This window comes from Campylobacter sp. LH-2024 (assembly GCF_048270605.1).
GTDB lineage: Bacteria > Campylobacterota > Campylobacteria > Campylobacterales > Campylobacteraceae > Campylobacter_D > Campylobacter_D molothri.
In genome coordinates, this window is sequence record NZ_CP168139.1 from 592,690 (window position 1) to 613,442 (window position 20,753).

A 20,753-nucleotide genomic window follows, 5' to 3' on the forward strand; every position below is an offset into this window, starting at 1 on the left:
TTTTTTATATTATATTATATAAATACAATATATTTTTTTAATTACATTAAAATCATCAAAATACTATTTAAAAAAATAGCATTTTGACGATTTTTTATTTTATTGAATTAAAAACTAAGGAAAATGATGAAATTTTGTAAAAAATGTGTGATGCCAGATACTAAACCTGATTTACATTTTGACGAAGAAGGAATTTGTGATGCTTGTCGTTCTCAAGAAAGCAAAAATCAAGAAATTAATTGGCAAGAAAGAGAAAAAGAATTTTTAGAACTCATTAAAAAATATAAAAAACATCCTATTTATGATTGTGTTATAGGAGTTAGTGGAGGTAAAGATTCTACTTTTCAAGTGATTAAGATGTTAGAACTCGGACTTAATCCTTTATGTGTTTGTTTTGAACCTAGTATTCCTACCAAAATAGGGAGAAAAAATTTAAAAAATCTTAATAATTTAGGAGTTGATCTTATCCATATCAAGAGAAATCCAAAAATTTATAAAAAACTTGCAAGAGAAGCTTTTATAAGAACGGGGGATAACGAATGGCAAAATCATCTTGGAATTTTTACTTCGGTGCCACGTATTGCTGTTAATTTTAATATACCTTTAATTATATGGGGTGAGAGTCCACAAATTGAATATGGTGGTCCTGCGAGTTCTAAAGATAAAAATACTTTAGGAAGAGAGTGGCTTGAGGAATTTGGAGGACTTTTGGGCAATCGTGCTTCTGATATGTTAGGGATTGGAAATATAAATGAAAAAGATTTATATCTTTATACTTATCCAAGCGACGAAGAGCTTAAAAGAGTAGGTGTTACGGGATTGTTTTTAGGATATTATTTTAAATGGGATTATAAAAATAACCTTGAAATTTCTCAAAAAAATGGTTTTAAAACAAGTATTAAGCCTGTTGAAACTACTTATGAAAATTTTGAAAATTTGGATTGTTATTCTAATCATGTGCATGATTATTTAAAATACTGTAAATATGGTTTTGGAAGAGCAACTGATAATGCATGTTTAGATATTCGTTTAGGTTATATTACCAGAGAAGAGGGAGTAAGACTTGTGCAAAAATACGATGGAAAGCCTCCCAAAAAAGCTATTAAAAAATATTTAGAATTTAGTGGTTTTAGCGAAAAAGAATTTCAAAAAATCGTTGATTCTTTTACCAATAAAAAGATTTTTAAACGCGATGAAAAAGGCGAATTTTTAAAAGATTGTGATGGTTCCTTGATTAGAAAAGAAGAGTATATTTTAAAATGATAGGTGTAATTGATTATGGAGCTGGAAATTTAAATTCTGTTTTAAAAGCTCTTGAAAAAATAGGTATTGAAAATTTTTTAATACGTAAAAAAGAAGATTTTTCTAAGGCTAAAAAACTTATATTGCCAGGGGTTGGATCTTTTAAAGATGCAATGACATATTTAAAGAAGATAGATTTTATAGAGCCTTTAAAAGAAGAAGTTTTACAGATAAAAAAGCCCATTTTAGGAATTTGTTTAGGTATGCAACTTTTTTTAGAAAAAGGTTATGAAGGTGGAATTTGTAATGGACTTGGTTTTTTAGAGGGAGAGGTAGTTGAATTTGAAAGAACTAATTTAAAAATTCCTCATATGGGATGGAATGATTTAGAAATTTTAAAACAAGAGCCTTTATATAAAGATATTTCTTTATTAAATGATTTTTATTTTGTGCATTCTTTCTATGTAAAATGCGATGAAAAATTTATCAGTGCAAAGGCTCATTATGGTCATAAATTTACAGCTAGTATCCAAAAAGATAATATTTTTGGTGTTCAATTTCACCCTGAAAAAAGTCAAATTTTAGGCCTTAAACTTTTAGAAAATTTCTCAAGGCTTTAAAATGTTAAAAACTAGAATTATACCTTGTGTTTTACTTAAAAATGCACAATTGGTCAAAAGTATAGAATTTAAAGATTTTCGCACCATCGGTCATCTTACTTCAACGGTAAGAATTTATAATGCGCGCAATGTTGATGAACTTATTATTTTAGACATTGATGCTTCTAAAAATAAACAAATTGATTTTGAAAGTATAGAAGATCTTGCTAAAGAATGTTTTATGCCTTTAACAATAGGAGGTGGTATTAAAACTCTTGATGATATACAAAAAATTTTAAATCTTGGGGCAGATAAAATTGCTATTAATTCTAAAGCTTTAGAGGATTCTGAATTTATTGTTAAGGCGGCAAATCGTTTTGGGGCACAGTGTGTAGTTTGTTCTATCGATGTTAAAAGAAAGGAAGATCGCTTTTGTGTTTATAATAAAGGAGAATTATTGGATATCAATCCTTTGGAGCTTGCTTTAAAGTATGAAAGTTTAGGCGCTGGTGAAATTTTACTTACTTCTGTGGATTTTGAGGGAAGGGCGCAAGGGTATGATTTGGAGCTTTTAAGCTTATTTAAAAATAAACTTAAAATTCCTCTTATTATTAATGGAGGATTAGGAAAGCCAAGTGATGCTATCAAAGCTTTAAATATGGGTGCTGATGCCTTAGCTGGAGCCTATATATTTCATTTTTCCCAATACACTCCAAAGGACATTAAAGAAGAATTAACTAAGGAAGGTTTTGCTATAAGATTGTGCTAAAAATCATTTTTTAAATTTATACAAAAATAATTTTTATCTTCTTTTTTTATAGTAAAATCATTTTTGAAATAAAGTTTTAAAGCTTTTTCATTGTCTTTTAAGACATGTGCTTTTAAAATTTTTATCTTTAAAATTTCAAAAGCGTATTTTTTGACTTCATTCATTAAAATTTGTCCCACTCCTCTTAAGTCTGGTTTGGCATAAAGTCCAAAATAACAACTTTCTTTTGTGATATTAACAAAATCAATCACACCTATAGCTTCATTATCCTTAAATACTAAAAAATATTTTTTAGTTTCATCTTGTTTTAAATTATCAATAAAATATTCATGTTCTTTAATGCTAAAGTTTTTAGTGTGCATAAATTTATTAACTTTTTTATTATTTCTCCATTGCCAAACCAATATAACTTCTTGCTCATTAAGTTCAGTAAAATTTTTTAATTTGATCAAAGTCTATACTCCACTTCATAACCTTTTTTTGCAAGCCAATCAGCGATTGGTCTTTGATTTTCTATATAGCAAATTGCTTTAAATTTAGCTTTTAAAAGCAATGCTTCATTAACTAAAGAACTTGCACTAATAATAAGTTTTTCGCTTTCATTCATAAGTCTAGCAATATTATCATAATCGATAAAAAGCTTGATATTTGGATTTTCCTTGACTAAATTTTTAAGTTTTTTAAGATTTTTATTTGAAGAACTTGTAGCGATAGCTATTTTTTTATTGCTTGAAAGTTCATTTGCAATACTTAAAGAAATATTTTTAATATCTGTTCCACCCATGCAAATAAAAAAATCCCATATTTTATCTCTTTTTTCTTTAGCTTCAATATAAAATTCATCTCTAATTAAAGCATAGGAAAATCCACATCTAAGTTCGCATTTAAAAGGAACTAAACCTTCATAATCACTAGCTTTTGCAAAGGCATTGACATTAAGTAAAATATCACAATGATGAGGATTTATAGTATCATCAAAGCTTAAAATTTTAATTCCCGTTTCAAGTTTGATCAATTTTTCATCATCAGCTTTAATTTCATAATGATCAATTACAAGTAAATCAAATTTATATTCTTTTATAAGATGGATAAGTTCATAAATACTAGCACTTTGTAATTCAAAAACAGGATAAGGAATTTCATCGATCAAAGAACCCTCTAAGGGTAAACAAGCAAAGCTTACATCTTCGTATTGTTTTGCTAAGACAAGATCTCGTTTAATATGCCCAAATCCTATTTGAGTCGAACTGTCGCTTCTAAATAAAACTTTCATTTTCTTTAATCATTTCTTTAAATTTTAACAAAAGATTTCTTTCATTAAAAACAAAATCTAAACTTCCTAAATAAGGAATAAAATTATCTCCTTGTTGAAAATAAGTTGGATGTATAAAATTAAAGTATTTTATATTTATATTTTCATTCTTAAATAATTCACTAGAATTTTCAAGATAATTTTTAGATCCTTCTGGCGATAAATAATCATCCGCTTTTAAACTTTTGCAAATATTAAGAATTAATTTTTCTTTTTTTTCTAAAGCAATACTCATAGAAGAAGATCTATAAGTAGGGGTTTTTATATCTAAGTCTTTACAAATTTTTAAAATTAAATTAATATTAAAATCTACTAATTTTTTTTCTTGATAAAGATTTTGTTCTAAAAAAAAATAATATTTTTCAAAATTTACACTTTTAGAATATCCATGATAAATAGTTTTTAAAAATTTTTCCTTCCATTTTTTTTCATTATTTAAAAATATATCTATTAAAGAAGTTTTTTGAGGCGCTTTTTTTGTTATTAAATTTAGCATAAAAATTTGATTTTGAAGTTTTATTTTATTTCTATTTTGCCAAGATCTTCTTTCAAATTGAACATTATCTAAAAATACAAAAGCATCTACTTTTTCTATCATATAAATATAGCCTAGCCAAGGATTGAAGGTTGGCTGCATGATAGCTATCTTCACTTGATTTTTCCATAGATAACTATATCACTATCAAGTATATTGATATCATTTTTCATTATATTATTAGCCTCATAATTTAAAACTTTAAAGTCATATAAATTTAAATACTCTCTAAGATATTCCACAAGTTCGTATTCTTGATATAAGGTATTAATACAGCCTAATTCTCCGGTTGTATCATCATCAGTGATTTTAAATGTATTATGGGCTATTTTTTCTCCAAAACCGTATCTGAAATCTTTAATACTTCTTGTTCTTAAAAAGAATAAAGCATTATCTTTATATGCTTGATATTTTTTACAGTCTTTTAAAAGATTTAAAAAATCTTCTCTTATTAGATAATTTACAATATTAGGTATTAAAAGAATATCTGCTTGAATATTGGGTTTTTTTTGACAAAAATTCAAAATATTTTCTTCAAAAAATTGAAATTGTTTGGCTTGAATAACATTCTCAAAATTATAGTAAGCATTTTTAATATTATCGCGGTTAAAATCTACTCCAATACACTCATAGTCATAGTTCGCAAATAAGGAAAGATTATTGCCGTTTGAGCAGCCAAATTCTAAAACTTTTTTATGCGAATTTTGATGTAAATTGTTTTTAAAAAAAAACTGAATAATAGCTAAATCTGGAAATTTTAAGCCTTTTAAATCTTTAATATACATATTTATTTTCCTAACAAATTTTTCCATAAATTATAATATCACTATCTTTAATACAAACTTGATTTTTCATATTGATATTTTCACTACTTATAACTTCAAAATCATATAAATTTAAATATTTTTTTAAATATTCTATCAATTCATATTCTTGATAACAAGTGCAAAGACAATTTTTTTCTCCACTAAATTCATCTTTATCTAAGATAAAACTACCATTTTCTAGAGTATATCCTAATTTATAGCGATGATCTCTAATGCTTCTTGCTCTCAAAAAGAAAAAAGAAAAATCCCCCCCCCCTCCATATTTATAAAGATGATTATTTCTACTATTTTTAAGTAAATTTTTAAATTCCTCTCTAGTGATAAAATTAATTACATTAGGTATTAAAAAAACGTTAGCACAAATATTTTTAAAATTTTTAGCAAAATTTAACATATTGTCATTAAAAAGTTGAAATTTTTTATATTTTAAAACATGGTTAAAATTATATTGTGCATTTTTATGATGAAGCTCACTAAGCTCTACCCCAATACACTCATAGCCATAGTTCGCAAACAAGGAAAGATTATTTCCATTGTGTGAAGCAAATTCTAAAACTTTGCAATCTTTTAAATCATTTAATTTATTTTTAAAAAACCATCTCACAAGTTCCATATCAGGATATTTAAATCCTTTTATTTCTTTTATAAACATTTTTTCTCCCTGTAATTTATTTCATAAAGTATCTTTGCAAATTCTAAATCTTGAGGTGTATCGATATCACAAACTAAATTTCTTGGGAGTAAAAATACACTTGAGTAAGGTCTAAACATAAAATCATTTTCAAGCCAAGCTTTGCTGGTGCCAAAATAAAAAGCCCCAGCATCATGATAAGCTTTAGTTAGATCTTGGGAGCGGCTTTGGTAATGCTTTTCATCAAACATATAAACTTGTCTTTTTTTATCCAAATAAAAAGCCCTTTGAATGGGATAATCAAATTCACAAGCACTAAATAGGAATTGGCTTTTATTTTGTATAAAATTTTCAAAGGCTTGTTTTAAAATATCAGTGCTAATGAGCGGAGCTGTGGCATAAAGACAACAAACATGATTATAATTTTGTCCTTGTTTTTGTAAAATTTGTATCGCATCTTGTATTACAGCGGTACTTGAAGCATAATCATCGCTTAGATGAGTAGATCTTTTAAAAGGAATTTTAGCGCCAAATTTTAAAGCAACTTCGATGATTTCTTCATCATCGCTTGAAACTATAACTTCATCAAAAATTTGAGAATTTAAAGCATTTTCTATACTATAAGAAATTAAAGGTTTTCCTAAAAAATCTACAATATTTTTTCTAGGAATTCTTTTTGAACCACCACGCGCAGGTATGATGCAAAGATTTTTCATGTTTTCTACTTTTTATATTTTTTGTTTTATTTTACCAAATTTTAAGTATAATCATCTTTAAAATATTAAAAGGTTATCAATGCTTATTAATAAAACTTATGAAATTTCTTCTTGTGATGATGTAGAACTTAATATTAAAAGAACTTCAAAACTAGAATATCGTATGACTTATGATGATGAAAAACAAATGAAAGCTATAGTTTTTGTAATCGGTGGATATGGAGCTAATGCTAATATTTCTTTTTTAGATTTTGATAGAGAATATATTGCTAAAAAATTTGATGTAGTTGTAGTAAATGTTTTTTATCATTGTTTTTGCCAAAGAAGATCAAATGAGGAAAAGTACAGCGCTACAACAATGTTTATAGAGGATGATTTGCAAAATTTAAAAAAAGCTTTAGAAGCTATTGGTATAAATGCATATGATTTAAATATTCACAATGCAGATAACTATTATCAAATTTTAAATCAAACAATATCAAATTTTAAATCAAATCATCAAATCCCTCAAGATTATAAAGCTTGTTTTACTTCAACTTTTATCCCACCCAATGATGAATATCAAAACTATGGCATTATGGCTGCTATTGATCATATCAATGCTTTAAAAGATATTGTTAAAAATTATCCACAATTTGAAAATTTACCAAAGATCTACGGGGGGGGGGTCATATGGTGGATACTTATCTTTACTTATAGCAAAAATTGCTCCTTGGTATGTGGATGGAGTGATTGATAATTCGGGTGGAGCTTTACCTGTAATTGAAGGATTAATAGGCAAGGAATTGTTAAGATTTGATTATACTTTTAATGATCCAAATACAATTATAGGATGTAATATCAAAACCTATTGGACAAGAAAAGATCCTAATTCTCCTTATTATTTTAAAGATGAAAATTATATAATGAGAGCGATTTTAAATTCTTCTCATCTTATCCTTGGGGCTAATGTTAATCCAAATATTATTTATGTTTCTTACCATAGCATCAAAGATCTTGCGACTCCCGCTAAAGACAAAATAGAACTTTATAAATGTTTTAAACAACTTAATCTTGATGCAACTTTGCATTTAATCCAAGATGAAAAAGATATCGATGGTAAAATGATTAAAAGCTTAGAACATGGTATGAGAATGACAGATAAAGCTTTGTTTAGGAAAGAACTTCCTTTAATGCTTGAAAAATTAAAAGATAAAAAATCTCCCATGAGAGAAAATTCTATTTCTTATCCTTGTAAAAATAGAGTTTTCAAATTTAGAGATGAAGGTGATAAATTTAAACTTGAGATTGTTTAAATTATAAAAAATTTGGTAAAATTTTATAATTAAATTCAAAAGGAAGATAATGACAGCATATCTACATATAGGTACTACAAATACAGGAAATCAAGAAAAACAAGGTTTTTTGATGCAAAATGAAGAAAAACTTTTAGAAAAAGGTTATATTTATCCAAAAAGTCTTAGGGTGGCAAATAGGCACTGGGCTTTAGTAGATATAGTTTTGGAATTGGTTAAAAAGAAAAAATTAAGCCGAAATATTTTAGAAGATTTAAGCAATGAAAGATTATTAAGAACTATAGAGAATTTTAAAATTGAAAGTGCATTACATAAGGATAAGAAATTTATTTTTTCAGCTGAAGGCATAGTTTGGGATTTTTCTACTAAAAGACATGTTGAAATTTTAGAAAGAGTTATGAGAGAGTTGGGATTTAAAAAGATTTATATAATTGTATATTTTAGAGATATTTTAGGATATTTAAATTCGCATTGCTCTCAAGATCATAAAAATAATATGGGGTATTATTCTGCTGATTTTGCACCTTATAATCATCCTAGAAAGTATATTTTTGATTATGAATGGATTTGTAAAACTCATTCAGAAGTTTTTGGAGGAGAAAATTTAATTGTAAGACTTTTGAGAGAAGATTATGTTGGAGGAACTTTACTTAAAGATTTTGTTTATCATTTGGGGCTCGAATGGGATGAGAGTTTTATTTTAAAACAGACCAAAAATGAAAGTTTTAATCTTTTAGGAATGGAGCTTATGTCTAGACTTAATAAAAAAGATTTACAACAAGATAATTTAAATTCTTTACTTTTTATGGCAAGAAGAAAATTTGAAGGTACGCAAGAAAAAAGATTGAAATTTGCGGTTCAAAAAGATATAGCTAAAGCTTATGTAGATTATTTTACCCCTTCTCTTGAATGGGTAAGACAAAAGTATTTTCCACACAAAAAGTCTCTTTTCGCTCCTATAAATTGGGATGAGTATAAAGAAAACTATACTTTAAAAGATGTTAAAAAAGAAGACTGGGATAATATTGTCGATTTTATAGCTCAAATTATCATCTCTAAAAACAAAATCATTCAATCTTTAAAAGAATATTAAGATAAGTTTTTGACTTATCTTAATCTTTCATAGCAAGTTCTAGCATTTTTTGAATATTTTCAAAGCTTTCAAAATTTTCAGGAGTTATAAATTCAGCTTTTAAAGGTTTTTTGTAATATTTTTCTATTTCAGCTACTAAAGCCATGATATCAATACTATCAATAATATCTTCACTAACCAAATTTTGCATACTTTCATCAATATCGGTTCTTTCTATATTGATAAAAAATTGTTTAACAATTTGCATTTTCATCCTTTGTAATTTTTAAAATCGTATTATTGCTTAAATTCAAAATCAAGTCAAATTTATTGATTTGGTAAAATAAAATTTCTAAATTATTATCAAAAATTTTAATTTTAGGTTTTGCAAGTCCACTTAAAGCACCACAGTCCATAGCCCTTAAAAAACGACTAATCTTTTCTTTACTCCAAGAAAGATTTAAAAAACCATTATTTGGTAATTCGGATTTTTTATGATACCCCCCCCCCTCATCATTTTGTTGAAATTTTAATTTATTGTTTTGCAAATTTCTCAAGGTCTCTATAAAAGAATCAATTGCAAGCTTATGTTGAATTTGTAAAAGTTTAAAGGCTGTAAAATCATGTTCTATTTTTATTGTTTTTTGGGTTAATATAGCCCCTGTGTCAATATTTTCATCTATTAAATGCCAAGAAATTCCACTTTCTTTATCATCTTCCCAAATGCTCCAAAGATGAGCATTACATCCTTTGTGTTTTGGTAATAGTGCATTGTGATAATTAATAATTGTATTATTTAATACGCATTGTTTTTTAAAAATATAAAAATTATTAGCACTAATAATAAGGCAATTTTTTAGTTGGTTAAAAAAAATATCTAAATTAAGTTGAGCATCGGAGATAAAAATAACTTTTTGATTAAAAAAATCTTCAGCTATTTTTTGACACATTTTTAAAACTTTTCCTGTACCTAAAATATAAATATCTTCAAATTTCACTCAAATAACCCCTATCAATCTTACCATTTTGATTAAGTTTAAAACTATCTATTCTTTTAAAATGTTTAGGTATCATATAAAGAGGTAATTTATCTTTTAAAAACATTCTAAAATCAATTTCTTCTTTACTCTCATAAAAACAAATAATCTCTTCTTTAAAAACACAAGTAGAGTTTCTTACTTTATCATGGGAATTAATAATATTTTCTATTTCTCCTAGTTCAATTCTATGACCCATGTATTTAATCTGATTATCAGCTCTTCCATAGCATAACAATTCTTCAAATTCATTATAAGCAACAATATCTCCTGTCTTATAGAGTAAATCTAAATAATTATCATGTAAAGGATTTTGTATAAAAGCTTTATTTGTTTTTTCTTTATCATTGTAATATCCTAAGGATAAAGAAGTTCCTCTTATATATAATTCTCCTTTTTTACCTATTTCTTTAGTACTTATATAATTCATATTTTCATCAAAGACTAGAAGTTCTGTATTTTTACAAGCTTTACCAATTGGTAAGAGTTCATCATCTTTAAAAGGGCGATTGATGATGTAGTAGGTGCAAACATCAGTGATTTCAGTAGGACCATAAAGATTAGCAAATAAACTTTGAGGTAAATGTTTTCTCCAGATATTAAGTTGCTTATTGGGCATGATTTCACCACACAAAAGAGTATTTTTTTGAGATGTTTAGAAGAAAAATTATCTAAAGCTTCTGTATTTGCAAAATAAATCAATACTGAAGGCACCAAAATATCGTACTTACTTTTTCTTGTTCTAAGCATTGTAATACTTTAGCAGGAAAAGCAAAAATATGATTAGGGATGATATGTAAAGTTGCACCTACTTTTACACTTGAAAAAATATCTAAAACACTATTATCAAAATAAAATGGAGCTTGATTGGCTAAAATTTCATTCTCATCAAAATCAAAAGTTTCACACACCCAAAACGTATAATCAATCACACTCTTATGAGCTATACTTACTCCTTTAGGAATTCCTGTACTCCCACTTGTAAAAAGTACATAAAGTAAATTAGTATCAATGTGTGTTTCTTTGGCTTTAGTGATTAAATTTTCATCTGTATTAAAACTTTTAAAATCTTGTGTATATAAAGTAGGTAAATTTAAATCTAATTTAAATCTTTAGAAGTGATTAGAAGTTTTGGTTTTAAAACTTCTATAACTTTTTCTATTCTTTCTTTAGGACTTTTTTCATCTAAGAGTGTATAAAAGTTTCCACTTAAAGCTACACCAAAAAAAGAAATCAAACAATCAATTCCTTTGGGTAAGATAATAAGAATGGCTTTTTGTAAAGGTAAAGTATCATTATTTAATTTTCTTAGAATTTCACTGGCAACTTTTCTAGAATAAAGATCAAATTCTTTATAAGTGATTTCTTTTCTTTCTTTAGCAAAAGGTTCAACAAAGGCTATTTTTTCACTAAAATTTTCAACGCTTTTTTCTAGAAAGTTGTAGATGTGGGTGAGCATGATTTTCCTTTAATTTTTTAAATCAGTTAATAAACAATAAGCATTTTTTTCTAAAGCTTTTAAAGTTGCACTTAAATATCTATTTGCATTTATATTTACAATGCTTGAATTGGCAAAATTTTCTATTTTAAAATTATTATCTTGTTGTAGAATTTGAATTTGTTTATAAACATCTAAATCTGAATCCATATTTAAATCTCTTACATAATAATTAATTTTTTTATTTTTATTTATACCATTTTCAAGAACTATTTTACCTTGAAATTCTTTAAAATATCTATAAGGTACTTGCGCTTTTTCTTCGATAAAATGTGTAAAAGTGTATCCATTGATCTTAGATCCAAAAAGAATGATTTTCCCATTTGTTTTAGAAAGCATATCATAAACGCAATTTTGACCAAAACAACTTTTTGTATCTTTTAGAAAAAGTTCTTGATTTTTTCCTTTGATGGCAAAAGAAAAAATAGGATCATTTGTTCTTTTTACCCCCCCCCCATAATCTAAAAAATTCATTTAAAATTCCAACTTTGCATTTAGAATGAAATTTATCATAAATTTGATTTTTACAAAAACTATAAGTAAAAGTAGGCATAATTAAAGTACCATTTTTACCTATGACTTCTAAAAATGCTTCAATATAGATACTAAGATGATCTTTTTTAGGTATTAAAGGAATACCAAAATTAAAAAGTTCTGTATGAATGCAGATGATATCACCTTTTTGAATTCCTAATTTTTCTAAGGTTAGAATTAAATCTTTTTTTGTGTAATTTATATTATTTGCTCTTAAAAATTCTATAATTTATCCTTATGTGTATTTATCAATATTGTAATTATAAACTAAAAATATTAAATATCTTACACAGGATTATTAATTTTCAGAAATTGTTAAACCTAAAAAATCGAGTTCCCTAAAGTTTATCAAAGCATAATGTTCTTCTATGCAATGAGATATTTTTTCCAAAAAATTTAAAAAAGGAGTATTTCGATCACCTTTTTTATAATAAAGAGTGACCGGGATATTTTTTGAGATATTAAAGAAATTTATAGCCATCTCAAAAGCTTTAAAAAACATTCTTTCTTCAAGTTTGCGCCCTAAAGCTCTGCAAGATATACAAAGATCGTCTATAAATATTTTATCTTGTTTTAAAGAAAAAAGAAAAATAGCTATAATACCACTATCGCTTAGTTTATCACTCATACTTATATTTATGATGAGTGAATTTTTCATATAATTTTTAACTTCTTCTAAGTTTAAACGTGTGTAATTTGCTATAAATTGGTTTGTTTTGCCTAGTAATTCGCTAATGCGAATAATATTTTGTGCATCATTTTTATTAAATTTCAAACATATTTTAAGATTTTTGAAATATTCTTCATCGCTTAGTTTTTTAAGTTCCTCTCTTAAGGCATTAGCTGCTATATCTTTGGCTCGGATTTTATCTTCTTGGGTATTTTGAAATTTAAGAAGATTGGGATAAAGTTTTATTTTAAGAAGTATATTTTCATCAGCTAAAAGTGTTTTTACCCCTATATGTTTAACATTTTCAAGTTCAGCAATATTGTCATCAATAAAAAGCATAGCATCAACACCTATGTTAAATTTTTTTGCTATTTTTAAAATATTTTCGCTTTTACTCTCCCAATTAATCATTTTTAAGTCAAAATCATCCCATTTTAAGATAAAATCTTTTCTTGTTTCAAAAAGTTTTTTAGCATCATTTTCTTCGTTTTTGGAAGCTAACGCAAGTAAAAATCCTTGTTTTTTGAAAGTTTTTATTTTTTCTTGTAAGGCTTGATGTAAAGAATTTAGCTTGAGGTTATCTATACCATCTTCACCTAAAATACCCTCGTATAAAGTATTATCAAGATCTAAAATAATGGCTTTTAAGGCAGGCTTTAACAAAGCAGGAATAATGCTAAGTCCTAAAATTTGGGCTAAATAAATTAAAGCTTTATTGTTTAGCTTTGTGCCACTTAATTCTTCTTTTTCAAGATCTATAATATCTTCTAGATTAAAATAATCTTTTAAGAGTTTTTCTGCGTTAAAAATTTGACAATTTGAAAATTCAAAATCGATACTTTTTCCTAGAAAAATACATAAAATAGGATTACAAGATATATTTTTTAATTCTAAGATTTTTTCTTTAAAAAATTCTTCTACATTGGTATTATAACGATTTAAATCAACCCATAGAATTTCTAAATCGGCCTTTTGGGAAATCCCCCCCCCCGTAAAATTAAAACTATCATCATAAGCACTGAAATTAAATTTTGCTTTTAGGTTTGAAAAGTGCAAAAAAGGAGTAATAAGGCTTGATATACCTTCAAAAGCGTGATTTCTATGTATATTTATAATAATTTCTTGACTCTTATTGAAATTTAATTCTTTGCCATATTTTATAAGTTCATTACGTTTCAAATTTTGCGAGAATAGATTCATTTTATATCCTTTTTTAGTAACATTGATGTTATAAGTTCATCAGTTTCTTTTAGATCTTGGGGTATTAAGCTTAAAGTTTGATTTGTTTTAGCTCTTGGAAATCTTGGCATATTAATTTCTATATTTTTTTGTTTTTTAAGATATTGCATATAAATTTCCATAGCTGCTTTAGCAATACTATATTCTTTCATATCTAAAGGTAAATCTTCAACAAAAGAAGAAGAAGAAGAAGTGATACTGCAAGGCTGAGTGAAATTTAAAATTTGGTCAAGACCAAAAATATAATAATCTAAAAATTGAATCAATATATCACGATTTAAATGATTATTTTGAACTGAAATTTTTGGTGTTGCAAAATAATAAATATGAGTAGGATTAAATTTTTTAATTTTCTCTATAGAAATTTTACTAGGCTTTAAAGTATCATATTTTATAAAGCTACAATTTGGAATATTTTCTTGTATTTTTTTGCTATGATAAGTGGCTAAAATTTTAGCTCCTCCTAATGCTAAAATTTTGGTGCAAGTATTACCAAGTCCTTTGCTAGCTCCTATGATCAATGCTTTTTGATCTTTAAAATTTTGATTCTTTAAAATATCTTGATACTTTAAAGAAAGTTGTTCAAAATTTAAATTTTCTACGAGTTTTGGACGAATAAAGGCTTTGATACTTCCTTTACAAGGGCTTAAAATATTGATTAAAAAACAGTCAATTGAGTGATGTTTTTCATAATTATAGCTCAATGTTTGCTCTTCATTTGCCTTTGAAAAATCCAAATTTAAATTAGAATATATACTATGAAGTCCTGGGATTTTCATACCAACTATACGAGTGCTAGCAAGTAAAACAACTATATTTTGAGTATGAAGATATAAAGAGCATAAAGGAAAAATTTTTTTAAAAATTTTTAAATCATATACGAGTTTTTCTTTTAGATTTTCTCCTTTTTGACTAGGATTTAAAATTGCATCGTATTTTGAAAATGATAAATTTTCGTAAGAAATTTGGTTTTCATCATTTAAAAATTTAAATTCAATTTTAGTTAAAATTTTATCTTCGCTAATGATTTCATATTTGATAAAATTTTTATCTGAAATTTTTCTAATTTTAAATTTTGAATTTTTAAAAAGTGGATTTATAAAGCTAGCTTTTAGGTTTTGAATTTTAATAACTTTTTTTATTTTTTTATTTTTTAAAAAATGTTCTAGTAATAAAAAAACTTGATAAATTCCATAAACTATTTGACCACCAAAATAGCTATTTTTTCCAAATTCTTCATTAAGATGGATAGGATTAAAATCTCCACTAAGTTTTGAAAAAATTTCTAAATTGCTTTGAGAGATTTGAGTCATTTTATTAGCTTTTGTATTTCATCTAAAAGAATTTTTTGTGAATTGAGTTTAGTAAGCTTTTCTTTATCAAATTTGATATTAAATTCTTCTTCTAAGCTCATTATAATATCAATATGAGCTAAAGAATTCCAAGCAGGGCAATTTTGCATATTTATATCAGTGGTTGCATCGACTTTGGTTTCTAAAATATTTTCTAAAATTTCATAAAATTTTTGCATTTATATTTCCTTTAATACAAATTTATTTTGAATGTTTAATAAATTTATTATAACAAAAAAAGTAGAATTTGTTACGATAAAATAATTTTATATATTAAAATTAAATATTTATTTATAAATGACGATTTTGTTTATTGTTAATATATTATTTGGAGATTTTATGGATAAGAATGAATTTTTAAAAGCTATTGCTGAAATTTTGATGACAAATGAGAGCAATCTAAAGGAGGAAACAGAGCTTAATTCTTTTCCGGATTTTGATAGTATAGCAGCTTTGGAAATTTCTATGTTTTTTGAAAAGAGATTAAATATAGAAGTTTTTCCTATGGAAATTAAAAAAAAGAAAACAATAAAAGATTTACTAGAGTTAGGAAAATTTATATGAAACTAAAAAATAAAAAAATTTCTTATGTATGCGGAATTTTTCCTTCTAAAAAAGTTCAAAATTTAGATAATGCTTATTTTGATGAAAAAACTAAGAATAAGATTATTCGTCTTTCAGGAATTAAAGAGCGTTATGTTTTAGATAAAGAAAATAATGAAACTATGATGAGTCTTTATAAAAAAGCAGGTTTACAAACTATTGAAACTTTGGGATGGAAAAAAGATGAAATTAAAGGAGTGATTGTAGTTTCTCAAAATCATGAATATAGATTTCCTTCCACAGCTGTTTTACTGCAAGATGAATTGGGTTTAAGTAAAGATTGTTTTGCTTATGATGTAGTAATGGGATGTTCAGGTTATGTTTATGGACTTTTTACAGCTATGAGTCATTTGAGTGAAACTTGTGATAAAATTTTACTTTTTGTTGGAGATCCTATTAATGATTTTGTTTATCCTAAAAATAGATCTATAGCTTTTTTATTTAGTGATGCAGCAAGTTGTACAGCTTTAGAATATGCTCAAGGTTTTGAGGCGGATTTTATATTTGAAACAGATGGATCTGGAAGAAATGCTATTATTGTTCCGCATGGTGGAAGCGCTCATCCTATATGTGAGGAATCATTTAAAGAATATCAAGATGAGGATGGTAATACCAATATCAAATCTTGTATGGAAATGGAAGGTTTAGAGGTTTTTAATTTTACTTATAGAAATGTTCCTAGTGTTATTTTAAAGCTTTTAAAAATACAAAATTTAGAAATTGAAAATATCAGTAGTTTTTTTCTTCACCAAGCAAATCATTATGCTTTAGAACAAATAAAAGATAAGTTAAATATTAAGGATGAATCGTTTCCAATGAATATTAAAACTTATGGAAATACTTCATGTACTTCTATAGCAATTTTGCTTGCTGAAGAAAAATTATATCAAAAATCTAACGTTATTATGGCTGGTTTTGGCGTGGGTTTATCCATAGGAGTTGTTTTTTTTAATAAACTTGATTTTAAAAGTGAATTAATTTTTAATAAAGGAGGAAATTAATAATGAATAAGCAAGAAATGTTTAGTGCTTTAGAAGAAATTTTGATGCTAGATGAAGGAGTATTAAAAGAAGATAGTGTTTTAGCTGATTTTGAAGATTGGGATAGCTTAGCTTTTTTAAGCTTAATGACTCTTTTTGATACAAAATTGCAAATGAATATCACTTCAGATCAAATTGCTAATTTAAAAACTGTATCAGATGTTTTAAAATTAGCTAAAATTAATTGAGAGTCTAGGTATGCAAAAATTTCAACGAGGAAAAATAGTACATATTTGCTCTGTTGTTCCAAGTAAGAAAATTTTAAATTCGCAAATAGATAATTTTGATGAAAAAGATAAAAAAAAGATTATCAAGCAAACTGGTGTTGAGCAAAGATATGTTTTAGATAAAGAAAAAGAAAAAATTAGTGATTTATATTTAAAAGCAGCTGATGAAACTTTAAAAATTCTCGCTTGGGATAAAGATAGTATCGATGCTATTATAGTTGTTTCACAAAGTAATGAATTTCGTTTTCCAGCTATGGCTTGTTATTTGCAAGGAATACTAAACTTAAGAAAAGATAACTTTTTGGCTTTTGATGTAAATTTAGGTTGTAGTGGTTATGTTTATGGACTTAATATTGCTTATAATTATATTGCCAATGGTTTAAATCGAATTTTGCTTTTTGCTGGCGATATAACTAATGAAGTTGTAAATTGCAATGCGAGAGATACAGCCTTTCTTTTTGGTGATGGTGTAAGCTGTACTGCTATTGAAAATAAAGCTTGTAAAAGTTATTTTTCTTTTAAAACTTTGGGCGAAGGATATGATTGTATTATAGCTCCTTATGGGGGGGGTATATGCAAATGAAAGGTGTAGAAGTTTTTGACTTTACTCTTAAACATTTGCCTTTGGAATTTGAAAAGATACTTAAATTTTCTTGTTTGAAAAAAGAACAGCTTTCTAGATTATATTTTCATCAAGCTAATTCTTTTTTGCTTTCTTATTTGGAAGAAAAATTAGATGTTAAGGGAAAACTTTTAAATAATATGAAAAATTTTGGAAATACAAGTTCAAATTCAATTCCACTATTGATTAGTGATACTAAAGATAAAGATTATGAAAATGTTATGTTTATGGGTTTTGGAGTCGGTTTTTCTGTAGCAACTTGTATTTTAGAATTTCTAGATTGTTCTTGCAGTTTGATCTATAAAGATTAAGTACATTTTAAAGGATAAAGATGAAACAAGTAAATGATTATATAAGTTTTAAAACTGAAAAGTTAGAATGTGAAAATTTATATAAAAAATTTTGGATTTTTGGTTGCCATAAGGAAGAAATTAAAAATAATAAAGATTATATTATTTTAAAAATTTATGATTTTGAAGTTGTAATTTATAATGATAATGGCAATATTGTCGCTTTTTATAATCTTTGTCCTCATCGTGGTGCCAAGCTTTTAAATTTTGGAAATAATGAAAGTATTTTTAAATCTAATGGAGAAATAAAATGTTTTTATCATCATTGGACTTACAAAAATCAAAAACTTTCTATTCCAATGAAAACTGAGTTTGAGCAAAATGAAAAATTTGATCTTTTTAAACTTAAGCTTGATTTTTGTGGAGATTTTATCTTTTTTTCCCACAATCCAAAATATAATTTAAAAGATCAACTTAAAGGTTTTTATGAAGAATTAGAACAAATCAGTAAAAGCATCGACCGTTTTAATGGTCTTAATGCTCCAATTAATTATCATTCTAATTGGAAAATTGGTATAGAAAATAGTTTAGAAATTTATCATGTCGGTTGTGTGCATCCTAAATCTTTAGGAATTTTAGATTTAGAAGATAGTCCAAAATTTATAGGGTTTAATTCTAAAACTTGTGGAAAAATTGAAAATGAAAAAATTTATTCTAAATTAAAAAGAAATCAGGCTATTTTTTTAAAAGATAATTATTTTGAAGATAAATATTTCTCTTATCATCTGTTTCCATTTACTATCATTAGTTCTACTTTTGGTTATGCGTATTCTATACAAAATTATTTTCCTCACACTTTTAATAAAACGCATTTTATTTCAAGAAATTATATTGCAAAAGCAAAGCATGATGTAGAACTTTTTGCTAATGAAGTCATATCAATGAATAAAGCAATTTTTAATGAGGATGCTCAAGCGACTAATTTGGTACAAGGAAGTTTATTTTTGGATGATTTAAAATTTCACTATGCTAGAAATTTAGAAAAAAGAATTTTATATTTTCATGAGCAATATGAAAAAGCAATGAAAGGAAAAGAATGAAAGAAGATTTTTTTCATTTAAAAGATAAAGTTTGTTTAATTACTGGTGCAAGTAGTGGTTTAGGCAAACAAACATGTAAAATTTTAGATTCTATTGGGGCTAAAGTTATAGCTATAGCAAGACGCGAGGAAAATTTAAAGCAATTGCAAAAAGAATGTAAAAATTTAGAGTATAAAATTTATGATTTTTATTTTCAAAGTGGAATTAAAAATTTAATAGATGATATTGTGAAAGAATATGGAAAAATCAATGCTATGGCTTATTTTTCTGGAATTTCTTGCGTTAAGCCACTAAGAATGGTTGATTTAGAAGAAGCAAAAAAAGTTTTTGATGTAAATTTTTTTAGTTGTTTAGAATTATTAAAATGTCTTTATGATAAAAGAAAATCTGAAAATTTAAGTGCTGTTTTGATTAGCTCTGCTTCTTTGAAAATGAGTATATCTTCAATGAGTGTTTATGATGCATCAAAAGGAGCTCTTGATACTTTAAGTGTTAGTTTAGTAAAAGATTTTGCAAAATTTGGTTTTAGAATCAATAGCATTTTACCTGCTCATATTGATACAGAAATGACTCATAAAGCTTCCAATACTCGAAGTGATAATTATAATTTAGAACTTGAAAAATTATATCCTTTAGGTGTTGGAAAAGATGAAGATATTGCAAATTTATGCGTTTTTTTGCTTAGTCCTTTAAGTGCTTGGATGAGTGGACAAAGTATTGTTATGGATGGAGGTAGGGCTTTATATTAATTAGCCCTAAAAACATGACCATTTTCTTTATATGCCTTTATTAAATCATTATAAAATGCTTGTGCATCAATCAGATTTAAAAAAGTTCCACCAAATCCTATTTTGTTAAAATAGGATTTGTTTTCTAAAAATTTTATGATTTTTTCATCTGTTTCGTAAGCATCATGTTCTCTTACATAATATTGAATACTTTTATGATAACTTTGCCCTTTTTCATCAATAATTAAACCTTTAAATTCTTTAAAATATCTATAATCAACTCCAACTTTTTCCATAGGATAATGTGCAAAAGTAAAGCAGTCTTTATTTCCAAAATTTAAAATTTTACCTTTATTTTTTACAAGAATAGCATAAAGGCAATTATCATCAAAACAAGATTTTTGATCATCTTGGTTTAAAAATAATTTTTCTTTGGCACCTTTAATAGCAAAAGAAAAAATAGGATCATCAGTTCTTTTGACTCCATTTTGTTTTCTAAAAAATTCCCCTAAAGCACCTACTGTACATTTTGAATTTAATTTATCGTAAACTTCATTATTGCAAAAACTATAGGTAAAAGTAGGCATGATTAAAGTTCCATTTTGCCCTATGGTTTCAAATAAGCATTCTATAAGAGCATTTAAAAAATCTTTAATAGGTAAAAGTGATATCCCAAAGCTATAAATTTCGTTATGAACGCAAATAATATCACCTTTTTTTATGCCTAAATCGCATAAAGCTTTAATGAGATCATTTTGAGTATATTTTTTATCTTGATATTTGAACAAATCTTTCATAAGAGCTCCTAAATATTA

The 20,753-nt window shown here is 25.9% G+C and carries 23 protein-coding genes and 3 pseudogenes; 12 read left to right on the plus strand and 14 right to left on the minus strand.

Going from position 1 to position 20,753, the window contains the following annotated elements; all coding sequences use genetic code 11:
- Window positions 1-126: 126 nt before the first annotated feature.
- Genes ACD570_RS03095 through ACD570_RS03105 form a run of 3 tightly spaced genes read left to right on the plus strand, consistent with a single transcriptional unit; the run spans window position 127 to window position 2,610 of the window.
- Window positions 127-1,263 (plus strand): N-acetyl sugar amidotransferase, encoded by a 1,137-nt coding sequence (locus ACD570_RS03095; RefSeq protein ID WP_337218569.1) that lies wholly within the window; start codon window positions 127-129, stop codon window positions 1,261-1,263.
- On the plus strand, window positions 1,260-1,862 hold the full coding sequence (gene hisH / locus ACD570_RS03100) for an imidazole glycerol phosphate synthase subunit HisH (protein ID WP_337197565.1): 603 nt from the start codon (window positions 1,260-1,262) through the stop codon (window positions 1,860-1,862). The genes ACD570_RS03095 and hisH overlap by 4 nt, the downstream gene beginning before the upstream one ends.
- Before the next feature lies 1 nt (window position 1,863).
- Window positions 1,864-2,610, plus strand: a complete 747-nt coding sequence (locus ACD570_RS03105) for a HisA/HisF-related TIM barrel protein (RefSeq protein WP_417904385.1) — start codon at window positions 1,864-1,866, stop codon at window positions 2,608-2,610.
- Here ACD570_RS03105 and pseH read toward each other — a convergent pair.
- The 6 genes from pseH to pseF are packed head-to-tail and all read right to left on the minus strand — an operon-like array spanning window position 2,607 to window position 6,631.
- On the minus strand, window positions 2,607-3,062 hold the full coding sequence (gene pseH / locus ACD570_RS03110) for a UDP-4-amino-4,6-dideoxy-N-acetyl-beta-L-altrosamine N-acetyltransferase (RefSeq protein WP_417904386.1): 456 nt from the start codon (window positions 3,060-3,062) through the stop codon (window positions 2,607-2,609). The genes ACD570_RS03105 and pseH overlap by 4 nt on opposite strands.
- A complete protein-coding gene (gene pseG / locus ACD570_RS03115; protein ID WP_417904387.1) occupies window positions 3,059-3,883 on the minus strand; it encodes a UDP-2,4-diacetamido-2,4,6-trideoxy-beta-L-altropyranose hydrolase in 825 nt (274 codons plus the stop codon). Before pseG ends, pseH begins: the two co-directional genes overlap by 4 nt.
- Window positions 3,867-4,574: a WbqC family protein gene (locus tag ACD570_RS03120; RefSeq protein ID WP_417904388.1), complete on the minus strand. Its 708-nt coding sequence runs from the start codon at window positions 4,572-4,574 to the stop codon at window positions 3,867-3,869. The genes pseG and ACD570_RS03120 overlap by 17 nt, the downstream gene beginning before the upstream one ends.
- Complete coding sequence (locus tag ACD570_RS03125; protein ID WP_337197555.1) at window positions 4,571-5,242, minus strand: methyltransferase domain-containing protein; 672 nt, start codon at window positions 5,240-5,242, stop codon at window positions 4,571-4,573. Before ACD570_RS03125 ends, ACD570_RS03120 begins: the two co-directional genes overlap by 4 nt.
- 10 nt (window positions 5,243-5,252) lie before the next feature.
- Entirely contained in the window at window positions 5,253-5,936 is a 684-nt protein-coding gene (locus ACD570_RS03130) for a class I SAM-dependent methyltransferase (protein WP_417904389.1), read from the minus strand.
- Complete coding sequence (gene pseF / locus ACD570_RS03135) at window positions 5,927-6,631, minus strand: pseudaminic acid cytidylyltransferase (protein ID WP_417904390.1); 705 nt, start codon at window positions 6,629-6,631, stop codon at window positions 5,927-5,929. The genes ACD570_RS03130 and pseF overlap by 10 nt, the downstream gene beginning before the upstream one ends.
- A 131-nt stretch (window positions 6,632-6,762) precedes the next feature.
- Between pseF and ACD570_RS03140 the strand changes: the two are divergent.
- Together ACD570_RS03140 and ACD570_RS03145 are read left to right on the plus strand one after the other, a co-directional pair.
- Window positions 6,763-7,926: pseudogene (locus tag ACD570_RS03140) on the plus strand (DUF2920 family protein); the annotation flags it as partial.
- 49 nt (window positions 7,927-7,975) lie between these two features.
- Window positions 7,976-9,019: an acyl carrier protein gene (locus tag ACD570_RS03145; RefSeq protein ID WP_417904391.1), complete on the plus strand. Its 1,044-nt coding sequence runs from the start codon at window positions 7,976-7,978 to the stop codon at window positions 9,017-9,019.
- Window positions 9,020-9,038: 19 nt separating this feature from the next.
- On the opposite strand, the gene ACD570_RS03150 is transcribed toward ACD570_RS03145, so the two are convergent.
- The 7 genes and pseudogenes from ACD570_RS03150 to ACD570_RS03180 form a co-directional block, all read right to left on the minus strand.
- Window positions 9,039-9,266 (minus strand): acyl carrier protein, encoded by a 228-nt coding sequence (locus ACD570_RS03150; protein WP_337197453.1) that lies wholly within the window; start codon window positions 9,264-9,266, stop codon window positions 9,039-9,041.
- Window positions 9,253-9,996, minus strand: coding sequence for a formyltransferase family protein (locus ACD570_RS03155; protein ID WP_417904392.1), 744 nt, complete (start codon window positions 9,994-9,996; stop codon window positions 9,253-9,255). Before ACD570_RS03155 ends, ACD570_RS03150 begins: the two co-directional genes overlap by 14 nt.
- A pseudogene (locus ACD570_RS03160) lies at window positions 9,986-11,494 on the minus strand (AMP-binding protein). Before ACD570_RS03160 ends, ACD570_RS03155 begins: the two are co-directional and overlap by 11 nt.
- Window positions 11,495-11,503: 9 nt before the next feature.
- A pseudogene (locus ACD570_RS03165) lies at window positions 11,504-12,296 on the minus strand (AAC(3) family N-acetyltransferase).
- A gap of 69 nt (window positions 12,297-12,365) precedes the next feature.
- Entirely contained in the window at window positions 12,366-13,937 is a 1,572-nt protein-coding gene (locus ACD570_RS03170) for an HAD-IIIC family phosphatase (protein WP_417904393.1), read from the minus strand.
- Window positions 13,934-15,289 (minus strand): MaoC/PaaZ C-terminal domain-containing protein, encoded by a 1,356-nt coding sequence (locus tag ACD570_RS03175; RefSeq protein WP_374263238.1) that lies wholly within the window; start codon window positions 15,287-15,289, stop codon window positions 13,934-13,936. The genes ACD570_RS03170 and ACD570_RS03175 overlap by 4 nt, the downstream gene beginning before the upstream one ends.
- A complete protein-coding gene (locus ACD570_RS03180; protein ID WP_337196439.1) occupies window positions 15,286-15,507 on the minus strand; it encodes an acyl carrier protein in 222 nt (73 codons plus the stop codon). Before ACD570_RS03180 ends, ACD570_RS03175 begins: the two co-directional genes overlap by 4 nt.
- Before the next feature lie 160 nt (window positions 15,508-15,667).
- On the opposite strand from ACD570_RS03180, the gene ACD570_RS03185 reads away from it, so the two are divergent.
- Genes ACD570_RS03185 through ACD570_RS03215 form a run of 7 tightly spaced genes read left to right on the plus strand, consistent with a single transcriptional unit; the run spans window position 15,668 to window position 19,959 of the window.
- The gene (locus ACD570_RS03185; RefSeq protein WP_374263242.1) at window positions 15,668-15,892 is read left to right on the plus strand and encodes an acyl carrier protein; all 225 of its coding nucleotides are present in this window, start codon (window positions 15,668-15,670) and stop codon (window positions 15,890-15,892) included.
- Window positions 15,889-16,932 carry a ketoacyl-ACP synthase III gene (locus ACD570_RS03190; RefSeq protein WP_417904394.1) on the plus strand — a complete coding sequence of 348 codons (1,044 nt, stop codon included), beginning with the start codon at window positions 15,889-15,891 and terminating at the stop codon, window positions 16,930-16,932. Before ACD570_RS03185 ends, ACD570_RS03190 begins: the two co-directional genes overlap by 4 nt.
- Window positions 16,933-16,934: 2 nt before the next feature.
- On the plus strand, window positions 16,935-17,159 hold the full coding sequence (locus ACD570_RS03195; RefSeq protein ID WP_337196436.1) for an acyl carrier protein: 225 nt from the start codon (window positions 16,935-16,937) through the stop codon (window positions 17,157-17,159).
- A 10-nt stretch (window positions 17,160-17,169) separates the two neighbouring features.
- The gene (locus ACD570_RS03200; protein WP_417904395.1) at window positions 17,170-17,781 is read left to right on the plus strand and encodes a hypothetical protein; all 612 of its coding nucleotides are present in this window, start codon (window positions 17,170-17,172) and stop codon (window positions 17,779-17,781) included.
- Window positions 17,742-18,131 carry a 3-oxoacyl-[acyl-carrier-protein] synthase III C-terminal domain-containing protein gene (locus ACD570_RS03205; RefSeq protein WP_417904396.1) on the plus strand — a complete coding sequence of 130 codons (390 nt, stop codon included), beginning with the start codon at window positions 17,742-17,744 and terminating at the stop codon, window positions 18,129-18,131. The genes ACD570_RS03200 and ACD570_RS03205 overlap by 40 nt, the downstream gene beginning before the upstream one ends.
- Before the next feature lie 20 nt (window positions 18,132-18,151).
- Window positions 18,152-19,210 (plus strand): aromatic ring-hydroxylating oxygenase subunit alpha, encoded by a 1,059-nt coding sequence (locus tag ACD570_RS03210; RefSeq protein WP_337196434.1) that lies wholly within the window; start codon window positions 18,152-18,154, stop codon window positions 19,208-19,210.
- Window positions 19,207-19,959 (plus strand): SDR family NAD(P)-dependent oxidoreductase, encoded by a 753-nt coding sequence (locus ACD570_RS03215; protein WP_337196433.1) that lies wholly within the window; start codon window positions 19,207-19,209, stop codon window positions 19,957-19,959. Before ACD570_RS03210 ends, ACD570_RS03215 begins: the two co-directional genes overlap by 4 nt.
- Here ACD570_RS03215 and ACD570_RS03220 read toward each other — a convergent pair.
- Window positions 19,956-20,735 (minus strand): AAC(3) family N-acetyltransferase, encoded by a 780-nt coding sequence (locus ACD570_RS03220; protein ID WP_417904397.1) that lies wholly within the window; start codon window positions 20,733-20,735, stop codon window positions 19,956-19,958. The two genes, ACD570_RS03215 and ACD570_RS03220, sit on opposite strands and share 4 nt — an antisense overlap.
- Window positions 20,736-20,753: the final 18 nt, after the last annotated feature.

What these genes read in the sequence shown, in the direction of transcription:
- ACD570_RS03130 (WP_417904389.1), bottom strand. Translation starts at nt 5,936, where the DNA reads ATGTTTATAAAAGAAATAAAAGGATTTAAATATCCTGATATGGAACTT.
- ACD570_RS03185 (WP_374263242.1), top strand. Translation starts at nt 15,668, where the DNA reads ATGGATAAGAATGAATTTTTAAAAGCTATTGCTGAAATTTTGATGACA.
- ACD570_RS03105 (WP_417904385.1), top strand. Translation starts at nt 1,864, where the DNA reads ATGTTAAAAACTAGAATTATACCTTGTGTTTTACTTAAAAATGCACAA.
- ACD570_RS03210 (WP_337196434.1), top strand. Translation starts at nt 18,152, where the DNA reads ATGAAACAAGTAAATGATTATATAAGTTTTAAAACTGAAAAGTTAGAA.
- ACD570_RS03150 (WP_337197453.1), bottom strand. Translation starts at nt 9,266, where the DNA reads ATGCAAATTGTTAAACAATTTTTTATCAATATAGAAAGAACCGATATT.
- ACD570_RS03215 (WP_337196433.1), top strand. Translation starts at nt 19,207, where the DNA reads ATGAAAGAAGATTTTTTTCATTTAAAAGATAAAGTTTGTTTAATTACT.
- hisH (WP_337197565.1), top strand. Translation starts at nt 1,260, where the DNA reads ATGATAGGTGTAATTGATTATGGAGCTGGAAATTTAAATTCTGTTTTA.
- ACD570_RS03095 (WP_337218569.1), top strand. Translation starts at nt 127, where the DNA reads ATGAAATTTTGTAAAAAATGTGTGATGCCAGATACTAAACCTGATTTA.
- ACD570_RS03125 (WP_337197555.1), bottom strand. Translation starts at nt 5,242, where the DNA reads ATGTATATTAAAGATTTAAAAGGCTTAAAATTTCCAGATTTAGCTATT.
- ACD570_RS03190 (WP_417904394.1), top strand. Translation starts at nt 15,889, where the DNA reads ATGAAACTAAAAAATAAAAAAATTTCTTATGTATGCGGAATTTTTCCT.
- ACD570_RS03220 (WP_417904397.1), bottom strand. Translation starts at nt 20,735, where the DNA reads ATGAAAGATTTGTTCAAATATCAAGATAAAAAATATACTCAAAATGAT.
- pseF (WP_417904390.1), bottom strand. Translation starts at nt 6,631, where the DNA reads ATGAAAAATCTTTGCATCATACCTGCGCGTGGTGGTTCAAAAAGAATT.
- ACD570_RS03145 (WP_417904391.1), top strand. Translation starts at nt 7,976, where the DNA reads ATGACAGCATATCTACATATAGGTACTACAAATACAGGAAATCAAGAA.
- ACD570_RS03180 (WP_337196439.1), bottom strand. Translation starts at nt 15,507, where the DNA reads ATGCAAAAATTTTATGAAATTTTAGAAAATATTTTAGAAACCAAAGTC.
- ACD570_RS03170 (WP_417904393.1), bottom strand. Translation starts at nt 13,937, where the DNA reads ATGAATCTATTCTCGCAAAATTTGAAACGTAATGAACTTATAAAATAT.
- pseG (WP_417904387.1), bottom strand. Translation starts at nt 3,883, where the DNA reads ATGAAAGTTTTATTTAGAAGCGACAGTTCGACTCAAATAGGATTTGGG.
- ACD570_RS03200 (WP_417904395.1), top strand. Translation starts at nt 17,170, where the DNA reads ATGCAAAAATTTCAACGAGGAAAAATAGTACATATTTGCTCTGTTGTT.
- ACD570_RS03175 (WP_374263238.1), bottom strand. Translation starts at nt 15,289, where the DNA reads ATGACTCAAATCTCTCAAAGCAATTTAGAAATTTTTTCAAAACTTAGT.
- ACD570_RS03195 (WP_337196436.1), top strand. Translation starts at nt 16,935, where the DNA reads ATGAATAAGCAAGAAATGTTTAGTGCTTTAGAAGAAATTTTGATGCTA.